At 66.3% G+C, this 14,854-nt stretch carries 9 protein-coding genes; 5 read left to right on the forward strand and 4 right to left on the reverse strand.

The window, feature by feature from the left end; translation table 11 throughout:
* Positions 1–102: 102 nt before the first annotated feature.
* From MNR01_RS01760 to MNR01_RS01770, 3 genes are read right to left on the reverse strand one after another with little or no spacing between them, the layout of a single operon-like run.
* Positions 103–3,555, reverse strand: coding sequence for an SbcC/MukB-like Walker B domain-containing protein (locus MNR01_RS01760; RefSeq protein WP_241919273.1), 3,453 nt, complete (start codon positions 3,553–3,555; stop codon positions 103–105).
* Positions 3,542–4,216, reverse strand: coding sequence for a DUF4194 domain-containing protein (locus MNR01_RS01765; RefSeq protein ID WP_241919274.1), 675 nt, complete (start codon positions 4,214–4,216; stop codon positions 3,542–3,544). Before MNR01_RS01765 ends, MNR01_RS01760 begins: the two co-directional genes overlap by 14 nt.
* Positions 4,213–5,652: a Wadjet anti-phage system protein JetA family protein gene (locus MNR01_RS01770; RefSeq protein ID WP_241919275.1), complete on the reverse strand. Its 1,440-nt coding sequence runs from the start codon at positions 5,650–5,652 to the stop codon at positions 4,213–4,215. The genes MNR01_RS01765 and MNR01_RS01770 overlap by 4 nt, the downstream gene beginning before the upstream one ends.
* Before the next feature lie 315 nt (positions 5,653–5,967).
* Between MNR01_RS01770 and MNR01_RS01775 the strand changes: the two genes are divergently transcribed.
* From MNR01_RS01775 to MNR01_RS01795, 5 genes are all read left to right on the forward strand, one after another.
* A complete protein-coding gene (locus tag MNR01_RS01775) occupies positions 5,968–6,624 on the forward strand; it encodes a MarC family protein (protein WP_241919276.1) in 657 nt (218 codons plus the stop codon).
* A 602-nt stretch (positions 6,625–7,226) separates the two neighbouring features.
* Positions 7,227–10,490, forward strand: a complete 3,264-nt coding sequence (locus MNR01_RS01780; RefSeq protein WP_241919277.1) for a TonB-dependent receptor — start codon at positions 7,227–7,229, stop codon at positions 10,488–10,490.
* Between the two features lie 175 nt (positions 10,491–10,665).
* Positions 10,666–11,409 carry a SapC family protein gene (locus MNR01_RS01785; protein ID WP_241919278.1) on the forward strand — a complete coding sequence of 248 codons (744 nt, stop codon included), beginning with the start codon at positions 10,666–10,668 and terminating at the stop codon, positions 11,407–11,409.
* Entirely contained in the window at positions 11,409–12,440 is a 1,032-nt protein-coding gene (locus MNR01_RS01790) for a cupin-like domain-containing protein (protein ID WP_241919279.1), read from the forward strand. Before MNR01_RS01785 ends, MNR01_RS01790 begins: the two co-directional genes overlap by 1 nt.
* Before the next feature lie 40 nt (positions 12,441–12,480).
* Positions 12,481–14,001: a tryptophan halogenase family protein gene (locus MNR01_RS01795; RefSeq protein ID WP_241919280.1), complete on the forward strand. Its 1,521-nt coding sequence runs from the start codon at positions 12,481–12,483 to the stop codon at positions 13,999–14,001.
* Between the two features lie 81 nt (positions 14,002–14,082).
* Here MNR01_RS01795 and MNR01_RS01800 read toward each other — a convergent pair whose 3' ends face one another.
* The gene (locus tag MNR01_RS01800; RefSeq protein WP_241919281.1) at positions 14,083–14,826 is read right to left on the reverse strand and encodes a hypothetical protein; all 744 of its coding nucleotides are present in this window, start codon (positions 14,824–14,826) and stop codon (positions 14,083–14,085) included.
* Positions 14,827–14,854 lie beyond the last annotated feature (28 nt).

The following is a 14,854-nucleotide window of genomic DNA, read 5'->3' on the forward strand; positions in this document are numbered from 1 at the left end:
GAAAGGATAAGACATTTCCTCGTAAGACGTGTGTGGCTTTTGCAAACCTTGGCCGCGGCCTTGTTCAGAATCGGCAAATAGCGGAGGCATTCGCCAGGTCCGCTATGCAGGCTCCTTCTCCGGCGTGACGGGTACCAGCGTGACGCGCTGGATCTCCGCATCCAGCAACTGCGGGTGCAATTGGAACTGATCGCTCTCCAGCAGGGCGCGGCCGGCATCGCGCACCACCACCCGTTCGAGCTGCAACAGCGATCCGTCGCGGAACAGTTCGATGTAACTGTCGAGCACGCCGCTGAGCGTGCCCTGCGCGGTGTCGGGCGCCGCCACGATCAGCTGCAGGCCGAGCGAGCGCAGGTAGTTGGTGGTGGCGCGTGCGTTCTGCGCATCGATCTTGTCGCCGAACTCGTCGAGCATGATGACGCCCAGGCCACCGTGCTGCCCCTCGGCCTTGCCATAGGCGGCCGCCAGCGCGGCACCGGCGATGACGTAGAGCGGCGCGCGGTGCTCGCCGCCGGAGCCCGAGCGCATGCGCTCGCTGAGCGTGCCGATGACGGTCTCCTCCTGCTTGATGACCACCTCGAAGCTGAAGAACCGGCGGTAGTCGTCGAGCGGGGAGGGCGAGGTCGCTCCCTTGCTGCCGACTTTGTCGTCGATGATGTCGCGGAACGCCGCCGGAACTTCGCCGGCACTGCCGAACAGTGTGTCGGTCTGGCCGACATCGGCCGCCTTGTTGATGAAGCGGTGCAGCTCGCGGAACTCCGGCGCGACGTCGTACTTGAACTGGTAACGCTCGTTGTTGGAGAACGCCGGGCTGCGCTGCAGCGTCCGGTTGAGCGTGTTGATCTGGTGCCGCAGGCGGGTGAAGTTGTCGTACAGCGCCGAGGCCACGTTCGAACGGAACGTCTCCACGGCGGTGGTGTAGGCCTCGTCGGCGGCGGCCTGGTGCTGCACCAGTTCGGTGCCCTTGAGGTGGTCGATTTCCTTGTGCAGCAGCGCATTGGCCTGTCGCCACTGGCCGGGCTCCATGTCGAGCACCAGGGCATGGTCCTTGCCGTACTGGGCCAGGCCGCGCCAGGCCTCCGGCAGCAGGCCGTTGAGGATGCGGTCGCTTTCATCGGCGCGGGCCTGGCAGCGTTGCACGCGGCCGGGCAGGTCGGCGATCTTCTCGTCGAGTTCTTCGCGCTGGTGTTCGACCAGGTTGGCGTCGACATCGGCGTGGCTGAACGCTTCGCTGGCGCGCCGGGCGATCACGTCGCTCTGTTCGCGCAGCGCCTGCAGGGCGGATTCGGCTTCGGCGCACTTGCCCGTGGCGACGGCCTCTTCACCGACCAGTCGTTCGACCAGCGCTTCCAGTTCCTGGCGACGGCGATCGGATTGCTGCGCCTGCTCGCTCAGGCGGATCAGGTCCGGGTCGCTGGCGGCGTCCTGGTTGTCCTTGAGGGCACGGTAGCGCGCGGCCGCCTGGCGGTGCTTGAGCAGCAGCTCATGTGCGTCGCGAGCCATGTCCTCGGCACTGCCGATCCGGGCCAGGCCCGTCGCGCTGGCATGCACGGGACGCCACTGCGCCTCGAGTTCGCCGATGCGCCGTTCGGCGACGTCGAGCTCCTCGCGCAGCAGCTTCTGCCGCTCGCGGCTGCTGGACGCACCGATCTTCAGTTCGCTGGCAGCAGGCAGGCGCAGCCGTTCGACGCCGCCGCCCTTGGCGACCAGGCCGTCCTGGCTCAGGCCGTGGCGGCTGCGCACGACTTCGGCTTCGGTGGCGACGCAACGCAGGTCACTCAGTTGCCGGCGCAGGTAGGCCAGCGCGTCGCTATTGTCGCCGGCGAGCAGCGCGGACACCTGGCCGGCCGCGGGCGTGGCATCGCCGCGGGACTGGCGCGCGTGGCTGCACAGCGCCAGCTTGACCCCGTAGACCGAGCGCGCGCCCTGCAGGGAGCGGTACAGGCGCACTGCCTGCTCCTCGTGCTCGGGTGCGATCAGCAGCGCTTCGACATGGGTGCGCAGATAGCCTTCGATCGCCCGCTGCCAGGCCGGATCGGCTACCTGGACCAGGTCGCAGACCGGCCGCGCTTCGACGCCGGCATCGGCGAGGTAGCTCATCAGCCGGGCCACGTCCGGGCGCAGTTCCGATTGGCCGGCGTTGAGGCGGGCAAGGTTCTGGCGAGCAGTCAGCGCGCCCTGGCGGGCCTGGTCCAGCGCGTTGTGGCGCTCGCGTTCGTAGGCGCTGACGGCGGCGATGATCGGCGCAGCGTGCGCCGTCGCCTGGCGCAGTTCGTCGTGCAGCGCTTCCGGCGATACCAGGATGTCGGCATCGGCCACCAGCGCAGCCAGCTGGTCATACAGCGACTGCCACGGAGCCAGGGCGGCGGTGAGCAGATGCGCATCGACGCCGGGCAAGCCGAGCTTTCCGGCCGCCTGTAACTGGTCGCGGACGAAGCCGGCGCTGCGCATGAGCTCCTTCTTCAGGCGCGCGAGTTCTTCCTGGTAAGGCGCGGCCAGTTGTTCGAACGAGGCCTGCTCGTGATACCCGCGCGTGCCCTGCAGCCGCTTGCTGGCTTCGTCCGCCGCCAGGCGCGCGTTCTCGCGGTCGCTGCGTGCCTGCGCCAGAGCGAGGCGCTTGCCGCGCAACGCGTCCTGCGAGGCGGCCAGTGCATCCTCGCCGGAGTCGACCAGCTCGGAATGGAGATCACGCTGATACTCGGCGCCCAGTGCCCGGTACGAGGCGGCCCGCGTGGCCTGGTGGGCGACCTTCCTGTACTGCTGCTCGACCAGTTCGGCCTCGTCGATCCTTCGCGCCACCTGCTCGATCTTCTCCTTGATCAGCCGGAAACCATCGAGCAGTGCACGGAACTTGCCGATCTCGGTGGGGCGCTCTTCGGCCACCAGCGTGCGCACGAACAGATCGACGTCGCTGACGCGTTGCAGGTTGAGGGCGTTCTGGAAGGCCTTGCGGTAGGCCACGGCATCGAGCTGCGCGGTCGGGCCCGGTCGCAGCCGGAACAGCAGGTCCTTGACGAAGCGGTCGCTGCTGCTGTGCAGCTCGGCCTTGCTGCCGGCCTGCTTGCAACGTTGTGCGATCAGCTCGCGGAAGCGCGCCCATTCCTGCGGCAGCTGCTCGCCCTTGACCGTCTCCAGATGGTCGTCCAGCGACAACGCCACGCGCGGCAGCAGGTACAGGCCGTTGACGCGATGGTCGGGTTCGGCCGCCGATGCCGCCAGGGCGATACCCGCGGTCAGCGTTTCGCCGCTCTCCTGGTCCTGGAACACCAGGCTCAGGTAGGTCGTCGCCGTTTCGCGATCGCGGCCGTCATCGCCGGAGCGGTACACGCCCAGGCAGTAATCGCGGATCGTGCGGGCGCGATGGCTGCCGCCGGCCTGGGCGTTGAAGCGGATCTGGTTGCGGTCGCCGCCGAGCATGACGATCTGCAGGGCATCGAGCAGTGCGCTCTTGCCTGCGCCGTTGGGCGCGATGATCGCCGTGCTCAGGTCCAGCTCCAGCGTCTGCGCCTGGAACAGGAAGAACTGGACGAGGTGGGCGTGCTTAAGCTGATACATCGTCTGGCTCCATGGTCTCGTCGCTGGCGCTGTAGTCGCTGGCGCTGTCGCTGTCGTTGATGCTGCCGTCGACATCGTCGTCCTGGTTGTGCTGGTCCAGGCGTTGCAGCCAATGCGCGCCGACGATCTCCACGATCGCCGGTCGCACGAGGATGCGGAACGGTTGCGGGTCACCCAGCTCACTGTCGGTGGTGCGGCACACCGACCAGCGCTTGAGCGCCCGCAACTGGCTGCGCAGGGCGCCGGTCTCGGGCAGTTCGCGGCCGGTCAGCGTCTGGTAGGCGTCCTGCAGCTCTGGCAGTTCGACCAGCACATCGCCTTGGTCCTCAACCTGGCCCTGGCGCATCGCCTCGTCGTAGCGTTGGCGCAGCACCAGGATCAGCAGCGTTTCGTCCAGGCTCACCGCGGTGCCTTCACCGTGGGTGGGCAGGGCGGTGACGTAACGGAAGTGCGCATTGCGCTCCAGGCGGATACCCAGTGGTTCCAGCGCGGCAGCGAAGTCGGCCAGATAGGTTTCGACCAGGTGGTAGGCGTTGCGCGACGTGCGGTCGGCGCTGTAGAGCACCTGTTCGGTGACTAGGCGGTAGGCCGCCCGTTCGAAGTCCTGCGCGGTGTACATGCCGCCGGAGAGTTGGCTCAGCGTGGGCCAGGAGCGTTTCATGCGGCGTTCCTCGTGCGATGCAGGACGAAGCGGGGCGATTCCAGGAAGTCGTTGGCGGTGTGCTCGCCATCGCACAGCTGGATGCGGAAGCCGCGCAGCATCCGGTGGATCGGATCGTCGCGACGCAGGCCGCCCTCGCGGCGGCTGCGCAATGCGAGCGTGATCAGGGTCTGGTAGGCACGGAAATCCTCGATGCTTTCGATTTCCATGGCATCCGAGTCGACGCGGTCGGTCGCGCCGAGATGGCGATCGACGTAGCGCAGCAGATCCTCGGGCTTGACCAGGCGCGCACGCGTCATCTGCCGCAGCAGGTTCAGTCGCGCCAGCTGTTCGGGAGTGGGCTCGCGGCTGGTGTTGGCGGTGCGCGGAATGGGTTTTTGCCGCTGCTGCGGCGCGCGCAGGCGCTGCTCGTCCATCAGCGGCCCGGGCGCGACAGGCAGGCGCAGTGCGTCCTGCGGTGCCGTCAGTACGCCCCGGCAGGCGCGGCGCAGCAGCACGTCGAGCTTGTCCGGCGCGCGCAGGCGGTAGTCCAGGAAGGCCAGGGCGCGTCGGTTGGCCTGGCGGATGTCATCGTCCAGGCGCGCCAGGTACTCGTCGATGCGATCGATCTCGTACAGCCGGCGCAGGCTGCGCTGCAGGCGCTGCTCCGCGCGGTCGCGGTCGCCGCCGGTGGCGCGGTCCTGGTACCAGGCAACCAGCTGGCCGCGGACCTCGCCCTGCTCGATGTCGCGCACCATGCTCAGGATCGAAGTGCGGCGGGCGAGGGGATGGTCGGCGTTGTGAAGTTGTGCGTAGTCGCCGACGAACAGTTCGCCGACGTAGCGTTCGAACAGCTGGCGGGCGAACTGCGCGGTGCTCTCGGCCTTGATCAGTTCCGGCATCAGGTCACGCACCTGCACGCTGATCGCCGAGACGTACGACAGCAGCTGTCGCGACTGTTCTGCGGCCTCGTCCAGGCTGTCGCCACCGGCGTTGCCGGCCACGACCTGCTGCAGCTGCAGCTCGATCGAGCGGACCTTGGCACCGAAGAAGGCCGGCCCGCGCTCGGCGAAATCCATCAGCGCCGAGAGCAGCTGCGCCACGGCGTGGGTCATCGACACCATCTCGCGGGCGCCAACGCGCTCCTGGCGCAACCAGCCGGCTGCGCGGAATCGCTCATGGATCGCATTCGCGCGCATGGCCAACGGAGCGTCAGGCGCTTGCCCGTCGTCTTCCCACGGGTCGTCGGTCAGCAGGTAGCGCTCGATGGCCGAGGTGATCTCGCGGCGCGGGAAGCCGACGCTCGGCGGCATCGGCGCGTCCGGACCGAAGAACTCGGCGAACAGCTGGCACAGCAGCTGCCAGTAGTGGAGCCGGTTGGAGGAGGCGAGGGGTCCGAAGAGACCGTCGGGAACAACAGCGAACAGCGGCGGTGCCGGCGAACTGTACTCAGTCAAAAAACGCTCCGATGCCGGTCCTGGTTGCTGTTGCTGGGTCCTGTCGCGGGCGGTCCGAGGTGATGGCCGGTGGATCGGGCGCCGCGTGGAAAGAAATGTATCCCGGGACCGGTTGGGTGGGAATCGGCAGCCGCGCCAGCTTCGGGCAAAGCCTGAGGATAACCGTGTAAGTCTTTGATAGGTGGTGACTACGCGCCGCCATCGGAACGTTCCACGGCCTGCGCGCGGGCCGCATCCCTCACGTCACCGTTATCGATGCGCGACAAGACTCCAGATCGGTTCGCCCAAGTGCGGGAGCGAGGTTCGCTGACACCGATGGCCGATGCCTCCCTGTTCTTCAGTCTGTTCTCGACCTTGCTGGCCATCATCAATCCGCTGGAGGCCATACCGGTCTTCCTCAGCCTGATGGATGGCAAGGGCGATGAAGAGCGGCGGAAGACGGCGCGCAAGGCATGCTTCAACGTGCTGATGCTGTGCCTGTTCTTCCTGGTGTTCGGCAATGTCCTGCTGCGGTTGTTCGGCGTCCCACTGAGCATGGTGCGGGTGGTCGGCGGCGTGATCCTGATGCGGATCGGGTTCGATCTGTTCTCGCCGAGCCAGAACAGCATGGTGTCCGGCGGTGCGGGCAAGAACGGCGACGTGTCCTTCATTCCGCTCGCGATGCCGATCATGTTCGGCCCGGGCGTGATCGCCACCGTCATCGGCTTGACCTCGGTGATCCGCAAGTCCGACCACCTGGTCGTTTCCTTCGGCGTTGTCACCGCGGCCATCGTGGCGGCGGTGCTGTGCACGTACGTGTCGTTGATCTACGCCAGGAAGATCCTCAGCAGGATCGGCCCGCAGGGCGTGGATGCGGCCACCAGGATCGTCGGGTTCTTCGTGGCGGCGATGGGGGGGGGCCTGATATTCCACGGCACGGTGGAGTTCCTGCAGTCGTATGGCGTGCTGCTGGGCGGGCCGGCGGCGAGCTGACAAGCGCGGCTACGCGACGCAGGCGGCGTTGCCGGATCATGTTGAGTGCGTCGGCGATGCAGTCGGCGTGGCCTGTTTGGCGGGCTCTGCACGTACGCGGCTGATAGCGCTCCCAGAAATTAACGAGCGCCGGGGGAAGTTACGAATGCAACTATCGCTACCACGTCCTACGGGCGTGCGTTATGGCGCTGCGTGGCGAATTACCAGCCAGATTTTGCTGCACTGCACGGTGACATGTATGGAAACTTAATGTTTAGTCTGCGGCCAGATGATAGCGCTATCACTTCTGCCCGCCACTGGCGGGTCCCGGAGGCCCACCGCACCACCACCGACCCACGCGAACTTGAATCGAACACGAAAGCCACGCCAAAGCACTGCTGCACGGGCGGTCCGTTGAACGCTCGTAATTGAGATCAAGCAGGCAGCCGCCTGCAGCCGCCCTCCAAGGGGCGATACATCAATCGATCGAAGTTGAGGGGGTAAGGCCTTATGAGTCGGTATCGGTGCCACGTTCTGTGGGCGTCCTTGGCGCAGGCGACAGCCGGGCGTCGTGCCGTGGGTACGGCAATGGACGGTTCTCCTTCTGCCGGGAGGAACTTGCAATGAGCCAGCTGTCCAAGCGCTTCAGGAAGCAGATCAAGTCCACGGCCATGTTCACCTTCGTCGGTGGCGTGCTGGTCATCAATCCCGCGTACGCGCAGGATGCCGCCGCAGCGACGACGCAGGCGACGACAGCCCAGACCACCACTGCACAGACAACGGCCGTGCCGACAACGGCGGCGCAGGCCACCACCGCCCAGACCACTGCCGCACAGGCCACGACCGCGCAAACGTCATCCGACCAGGCGACGACGCTGGACACCGTCACGGTGACCGGCATGCGCAACAGCCTCAATCAGTCGATGGAGATCAGGCGCAATTCGGCCGGCGTGGTGGATGCGATCAGCGCCGAGGACCTCGGCAAGTTCCCTGACACCAATCTTGCCGAATCGTTGCAGCGCATCACCGGCATCTCGATCGAGCGTCGCGACGGCGAAGGCGCCCAGATCACCGCGCGCGGCTTCGGCCCGCAATTCAACATGGTCACCCTCAACGGCCGCACCATTCCGGGCGCGGACGCATTCGGTGCGCCTGGCCAGGTGCCGATCGGCGGTGTGGACGGCGGCACGCGCGCGTTCAACTTCGCGCAGCTGGCGTCGGAAGCGATCAGCACGCTGCAGGTCTTCAAGACCGGCCAGGCCAGCGTGCCCAGCGGCGGCATCGGCGCGACCATCGACATCGAGACCGATCGTCCGTTCAACCACCAGGGCATCGTCGCGACTGCCGGCGCCAAGGCGGTCTACGACGAATCGCAGCCTTTCGACACCGACCTGACGCCGGAAGTGTCCGGCATCTTCAGCTACACAAACGACGACAAGACCTGGGGCGTCGGGATCTCGGGCAGCTACCAGAAGCGCCACGGCGGTTCGGTGCAGGCAACCGAGAACGCCTGGAACATGCAGCGCTGGACCGGTACCGACCCGGCCCTGCGTTCGGACGCCACGGTGACCAATGCGCCGGCGATCGGCCAGCTGTACGGCATGCCGAACGATCTGCGCTATGCGTTCGCGGACTTCGAGCGTGAGCGCATCAACGGTCAGGCGGTACTGCAGTTCGCGCCCATCGATTCGTTGACGTTTACCCTGGACTACACGTACTCGACCAACGAGATCATCGAAGACCGCGGCGAGCAGACCATCTGGCTGCAGCGCGCCAACAGCTTCACCGACCTCACGTTCGACACCGGCCAGGCGGTGGCCACGCCCATCTACATCCGCGACATCGTCGGCACCAAGGACTTCGGCTACGAGCAGCAGCACCAGGAGCAGGAGTACAAGCTCGATTCGCTGGGCTTCAACGCCGCCTGGGACGTCACCGATCGCTTCCGCCTGACGTTCGACGCCCACAACACCACCTCCGAGAGCGTGCCCAACGATCCGGTCACCGGCGGTGGCTCGACGTTCTTCAGCATCGCCGGCACCAACAACTGCACCGTCGGTCCTTACTGCGGTGGCAACTGGGCGCAGGAACTGAGCTTCAACAGCGGCCTGCCGATCGGCGCGCGCACGTGGTACCCGAGCTCGGCGGACGCCGTCGCGGGCACCAATGGAACGCTGAACCCGGACTTCCCGACCGGACAGATCGGCTCGCAGGTGCTGCGCATCAACTACCAGCGCCAGGAAACCGAGATCAAGCAGGGCCGCATCGACGGCGAGTACGTGTTCGACGACGGCCGCTTCCAGTTCGGTCTCGACTCGTCGGAAACGACGATGACGCGCAAGCAGGCCACCGAGGCCTACTCGACCCTGGGCGACTGGGGCGTGGCCAACACCGGCAACGAGCCGGGCCTGGCAGAGCTGATCCGTCCGATCGACATCGTCGGCATGTTCGACGACTTCAGCGCTCCCGGTGCAGCCCACGGTGCGTGGCAGGGCAGTGCCACGGCCGGTGCCTTGTGGGCAGGCGACTTCTACGGCGCGGCTACCCGCTTCAACCCGCAGCTGGCCGCCGACAACCGCGTCAAGGAAGACACCGACGCCGTGTACGGCCAGGTCGACCTGGAAGGCACGCTGGGTGGCTTCCCGACCCACACCCGCATCGGCGTGCGCTACGAGAAGACGTACCTGACCTCGACCTCGCAGGTTGCCTTGCCCAGCGCCATCCAGTGGCAGGCAAACAACGACTTCCGCATCCTGCGCTCGGACGACCAGGTGCCCTTCAGCGAGACGCACAGCTACGATTTCGTCCTGCCGAACCTGGACTTCGCACTTGATCTCACCGATGAGATCAAGGCACGCGCATCGTTCAGCAAGACCATCGCACGCGCGCCTTACGGCAACCTCTACTCGGGCCCGACGCCGAACCAGCCGACCGGTTCGATCCTGATCAACCCGTCCACCCGCGCCAACGGCGAGGCGCAGAACCCCGCGCTGGATCCGCTGGAATCGGACAACCTCGACCTTGCGGTGGAGTGGTACTTCGCCGACGCCAGCTTCGTCTCGGTGACGTTCTGGAACAAGGACGTGAAGAACTTCATCGGCACCTCGGTGGTGCGTGAGCCGCTGTACGGGCTGACCGATCCGACCTCCGGACCCGATGCACAGGCCGCGCTGGACTTCCTGCTCAGCCCGACGTGCAGTGCCCAGGTGACCACCGCCGGCAACGACGTCGACCAGGCCTGCTCGGCCAACGACACCGCACTGTTCGCCGCACTGGCAATGCTGCGCAATCCTGAAACCGGTGGTCTGGCGGCCTACGACGGCAGCTCGGCGCAATCGCTGGCGATGGAGAACAACTACGACCTGGTGGGCGAGGCCGACGATCCGCTGTATGAGTTCGACGTCAACCGTCCGGTCAACCAGAACGACGCCAACCTGCACGGTTGGGAAATGGGTGGCCAGTACTTCTTCGGCGAGACCGGCTTCGGCGTGTACGCGAACTACACCCTGGTCGACGGCGACGTCGCCTTCGACAACACGGTGATCGAACGCGACCAGTTCGCCCTGCTGGGCCTGAGCGACACGGCCAACGTGATGCTCATGTACGAGAAGTACGGCTGGTCGGTCCGCCTGGCCTGGAACTGGCGTGACGAGTACCTGATCGCGGCGAACCAGAACGGTTCCAACCGCAACCCGTACTACGTCGAGGAATACGATCAGTGGGACATGAACATCGGCTACGAGTTCACCGACCACTGGTCCGCCAGCTTCGAGGCGATCAACCTGACCGGTGAGGACGTGCGCTGGCACGGCCGCTCCGACAAGCAGATCATCAAGCTCGTGGACCAGAGCGCCCGCTACATGCTGGGGGTGCGCTACAAGTTCTGAGGACCCTCCCAGGGCTTTGAACCAGGGCAGGGCCGCTGCGAGAGCAGCTGTCCTGCCCGTTTTTTTTTTACCACCGGGGCGCCCCCGGGACGCTGTGGGCAGGACCGGAACCGGGGCCTTTCCTTATTCGCCCGGCAAGCGCATAACATCATCCGAACCCGTCCTCGTACCGGCCATGTCCCAATACGAACTGCTCAACAACATCAAGCACAAGGACCTGCGGGTCGTCACCCGTTTCGGCCGCGAGTTCGGCGACGACATCGGCATGGTGGTGGCCTTCCCGACGGAATTCGCCGAGTTGCAGCGCGAGTACCCGATCTTCTTCCGCAAGGACGGCGAAAGTGGGCAGTGGCAGGCGGTGGCGCTGCTGGGTTTCGAGCGCAACGAGAACCTGTTCCTGCACGACGGCCGCTGGAACGCCAGCTACCTGCCCGGAGCGGTCGCCAAGGGGCCGTTCCTGATCGGCTTCCAGGAACAGCGCATCGAGGGCGAACTGCGCCGCGAACCGGTGGTCCACGTCGACCTCGACAACCCCCGGGTCAGTTTCGCCGAGGGTGAACCGGTGTTCCTCTCGCACGGTGGCAACAGCCCATACCTGGAGCACATTTCCGCGGTCCTGCGCGGTATCCGCGACGGCGTGGAAGCGGGCGCGGCGATGTTTGCCGCCTTCGACGCACTGGGCCTGATCCAGCCGATGAAGCTGGACCTGCAACTGGACGAGCAGCATCGCGTCAGCCTGGCCGGGCTGCATGGGATCGACCGCGAACGCCTGGCCGCGCTCGACGCGCAATCGCTGCACGGGCTGCATAGCGCAGGCTACCTGGAGGGCGCATACCTGGTGCTGTCATCGCTGCACAACCTGCGCCGGCTGATGGCCGAGAAGCAGCGCCGCCTGCGACTGGCGGCGGAGATCGGGTGATGGGCGAAGCAGTCGACGTGGCTGCGCGGATCCGCGTGATCGACTGCGCGGGGCCCGGTTCGCTGCCGATCGACGAACTGCTCGCATCCGGGCAACCGGCGGTACTGCGCGGACTGGCGGGAGAGTGGGGACTGGTGCAGGCGGCGTCGCGCTCGATGCACGATGCAATGGATTACCTGCGCGGTTACTACAACGGCCAGCCGGTGACCTATTCCTGGGGCGGTCCCGAAGTGGCCGGCAGGCCGTTCTACAACGCCGGTTTCACCGACTTGAACTGCGAAGTGCGGCGCAGCGATCTGGGACAGGTGCTCGACGAGATTGCCGCGCACGCGGACGATCCGCGCCCTCCGACCTATTACGTCGCGTCATTGCTGATCGATTCGCGCCTGCCCGGCATGCGCGACGACAACGACCTGGGCCTGGCCGCGCATGGCATCCAGGCTGCGCCGAGCATCTGGATCGGCAACCGCGTCACGGCCTCGTGCCACTACGACGCCCTCAACAACATCGCCTGCTGCGCGGTCGGTCGCCGACGCTTCACGCTGTTCCCGCCCGGGCAGATCTCCAACCTGTATCCGGGGCCGCTGGAACCGACGCCAGGTGGCCAGGCGGTCAGCGTGGTCGACTTTGCCGCCCCGGATTTCGAGCGCTATCCGCGCTTCCGTGACGCGCTCGCCGCTGGACAGAGCGCGGTCCTCGAACCAGGCGATGCGATCTTCATCCCGAGCCTGTGGTGGCACCACGTGCAGGGTCTGGAGCCGTTCAACGTGCTCGTCAACTACTGGTGGAGCAGTGCGGCGGCCTACGTGCCCACGCCGATGCACGCGCTGTACCACGCCCTGTGGACGCTGCGCGACCGACCCGAGCGCGAGAAGCAGGCGTGGCGCGACATCTTCGACTATTACGTCTTCGGTCCGGCCGATCGTGCCGGCGAGCATCTGCCTGAAGCGGCCCGCCAGGTGCTCGGACCGGTTGATGAAAACCTCGCGCGGCAGCTGCGCGCGATGCTGATCGGCAAGCTCAATCGTTGAGCCGGCAACGCCGGCGTCCATTGCAGAGCAGGGGATAGAAATGCAGAAGGGCAGGATTCGCAAGGTGGTGATCGCAGGCGGCGGTACCGCAGGCTGGCTCGCAGCGACCGCGCTGACGCACCAGTTCCGCGAGCAGCTGGAGGTGGTCCTGATCGAATCCGAGCAGATCGGCACGGTCGGCGTCGGCGAATCGACCGTGCCGCCGATCCGCAACTTCCATCGCTTCCTGCAGATCGACGAGCAGGAGTTCCTGCGCTCGGTCGCCGGCACGTTCAAGTTGTCGATCTCGTTCGAGAACTGGCGTCGCCATGGCGAGCGTTACATCCACCCGTTCGGCATCACCGGGCAGAGCACGCTGGTCTGCGGCTTCCATCACTTCTGGCTCGACAGCCTGCGCCGTGGCATGACATCGGAGCTGGGCGACTACTGCCTGGAAACCGTGGCCTCGCGCGGTGACCGCTTCGCGCTGCTGGAGTCGCCGCAGGTCAACTACTCCTACCACCTCGATGCGGGTCTGTATGCGCGCTTCCTGCGCGGCAAGGCCGAGAGCTACGGGCTCAAGCGGGTCGAAGGCAAGATCCGCGAGGTCAGGCAGGACGGCGAATCGGGTTACGTCGAATCGCTGGTGCTGGAAGACGGGCAGGTGATCGAAGGCGATCTGTTCATCGACTGCACCGGCTTCCGCGGCCTGCTGATCGAGCAGACGCTCAAGACCGGTTACGAGGACTGGAACAACTGGTTGCCCTGCGACCGCGCAGTCGCGCTGCAGACCGAATCGGTGGGGGCGCCGGTGCCCTACACGCGGGCCATCGCCCACGAGGCTGGCTGGCGCTGGCACATCGCGCTGCAGCACCGGGTGGGTTGCGGCCTGGTGTATTCCAGTCGCCACATGTCCGACGACGAAGCCCGCGACAAGCTGCTGCGCGACGCGGCTGCACCGGTGATCCGCGAGCCATGGCCGGTGCAGTTCCGCACGGGTCGACGATTGAAGGCGTGGAACAAGAACGTGGTGTCGCTGGGCCTGGCCAGCGGCTTCATCGAGCCGCTGGAATCGACCAGCCTGCACCTGTCGATGACGTCGATCGTGCGCCTGATCGAATCGTTCCCGCTGGAGGGCATCCCGCAGTCGCTGGTGGACCTGTACAACGCGACCGGTCGTGCCGAGATGGAGCATGTGCGCGACTTCATCATCCTCCACTACCACGCCAACCAGCGCGACGAAGCGATGTGGAAGCAGTGCCGCGAGATGGAGATTCCCGACTCGCTGGCGATCCGCCTGCGCGCCTGGCGCGAGCGCGCGCACGCCTGGCAGGGTGCGAACGAGCTTTTCCGGGTGGATTCCTGGACGCACGTGATGCTGGGGCAGGGCATCGTGCCCGGGCAGCATCATCCGCTGTCGAGCGGGCTGTCCGACGACGACATGCGCAGGCTGTTGCCGGGGATCCGCAGACCCATCGACGAGGCCGTCGCGCGCATGCCATCGCAGCAGGAGTTCATCGACCGGTACTGCAAGGCCTCGCCCGAGGTCTGGGCGGCTGGCAGGCCGAAAGTCCCGGCCTGACGGCACGCCGCGCGGCGTGTGTCGCGCCGAGGTTGGCCAGGAGCGAAGCCGTCGGCACGCCCTGGCCGGCGAAGCGCGATTTCAGAAAACGAAGCCGAAGCCGACCATCGGTCCGCTCATGGTGAGGTCGATCTTGCGGCGCTCGTCCTCGACCTCGACCGACAGGTACCGGTAGCCGAGCAGCCACTGGCCGTACTTCACGTGGTACTGCCCGACGATGCTGGCGTTCCATGTACCGTCGGTGTCACCGAACGACCCATCTCCTCGCAGGGTCAGCCGCCAGCGCTCCGCGAACGCCCACGTATAGCGGGCACCGAGCATCAGGTCGCTGTATGAATCGTTGGGGTTGAGCACGAGCGGCCCCAGCTGCACGTCATGCGGCTGGAAGGCGACGCTCAGGTCCACGTCGATGTAGCGCAGCCCACCGAACAGCTCGATGCCCTTGAGCCGGCCCTCGCCGGGGCTCCATACCGCCGCCGCTTCGAACAGATAGGAGTCCAGTTGCGAGTCGGTGCTGAGCCGCTCGAAGTCCTTGTTGTCGCCCAGCCCGATGTAGGTGAAGTCGGCGAACATGCCGAACGAATCGTTCTGCACTTCCAGATGCGCCTGGAACGCGCCGTCGATGTCGTCGATCAGGTCCGGAAACCGTGTGCCCCCGGTGCTCACCGGGAACCGCGTGGTCAGGTCCGTGCCGACGCTGGCCGCCCACAGGTAGGGGGCTACCATCCATTCCCATTCACCGTCGTCCTGCGCATGCGAGGGCAGGGGAATGGCAGCCAGGAGCGCCGAGGTTGCGGCGAGAGTCGTGAGGTGGGTCCGCTTCATCTGCGCTCGTCCTCATGGGTGAAGACTC

The sequence above is a fragment of the Lysobacter sp. S4-A87 genome, from assembly GCF_022637455.1.
Taxonomy (GTDB): Bacteria; Pseudomonadota; Gammaproteobacteria; order Xanthomonadales; family Xanthomonadaceae; genus Lysobacter_J.

Coding starts and splice junctions, on each gene's coding strand:
- MNR01_RS01760 (WP_241919273.1), bottom strand. CDS start 3,555: ATGTATCAGCTTAAGCACGCCCACCTCGTCCAGTTCTTCCTGTTCCAG.
- MNR01_RS01765 (WP_241919274.1), bottom strand. CDS start 4,216: ATGAAACGCTCCTGGCCCACGCTGAGCCAACTCTCCGGCGGCATGTAC.
- MNR01_RS01775 (WP_241919276.1), top strand. CDS start 5,968: ATGGCCGATGCCTCCCTGTTCTTCAGTCTGTTCTCGACCTTGCTGGCC.
- MNR01_RS01780 (WP_241919277.1), top strand. CDS start 7,227: ATGAGCCAGCTGTCCAAGCGCTTCAGGAAGCAGATCAAGTCCACGGCC.
- MNR01_RS01785 (WP_241919278.1), top strand. CDS start 10,666: ATGTCCCAATACGAACTGCTCAACAACATCAAGCACAAGGACCTGCGG.
- MNR01_RS01790 (WP_241919279.1), top strand. CDS start 11,409: ATGGGCGAAGCAGTCGACGTGGCTGCGCGGATCCGCGTGATCGACTGC.
- MNR01_RS01795 (WP_241919280.1), top strand. CDS start 12,481: ATGCAGAAGGGCAGGATTCGCAAGGTGGTGATCGCAGGCGGCGGTACC.
- MNR01_RS01800 (WP_241919281.1), bottom strand. CDS start 14,826: ATGAAGCGGACCCACCTCACGACTCTCGCCGCAACCTCGGCGCTCCTG.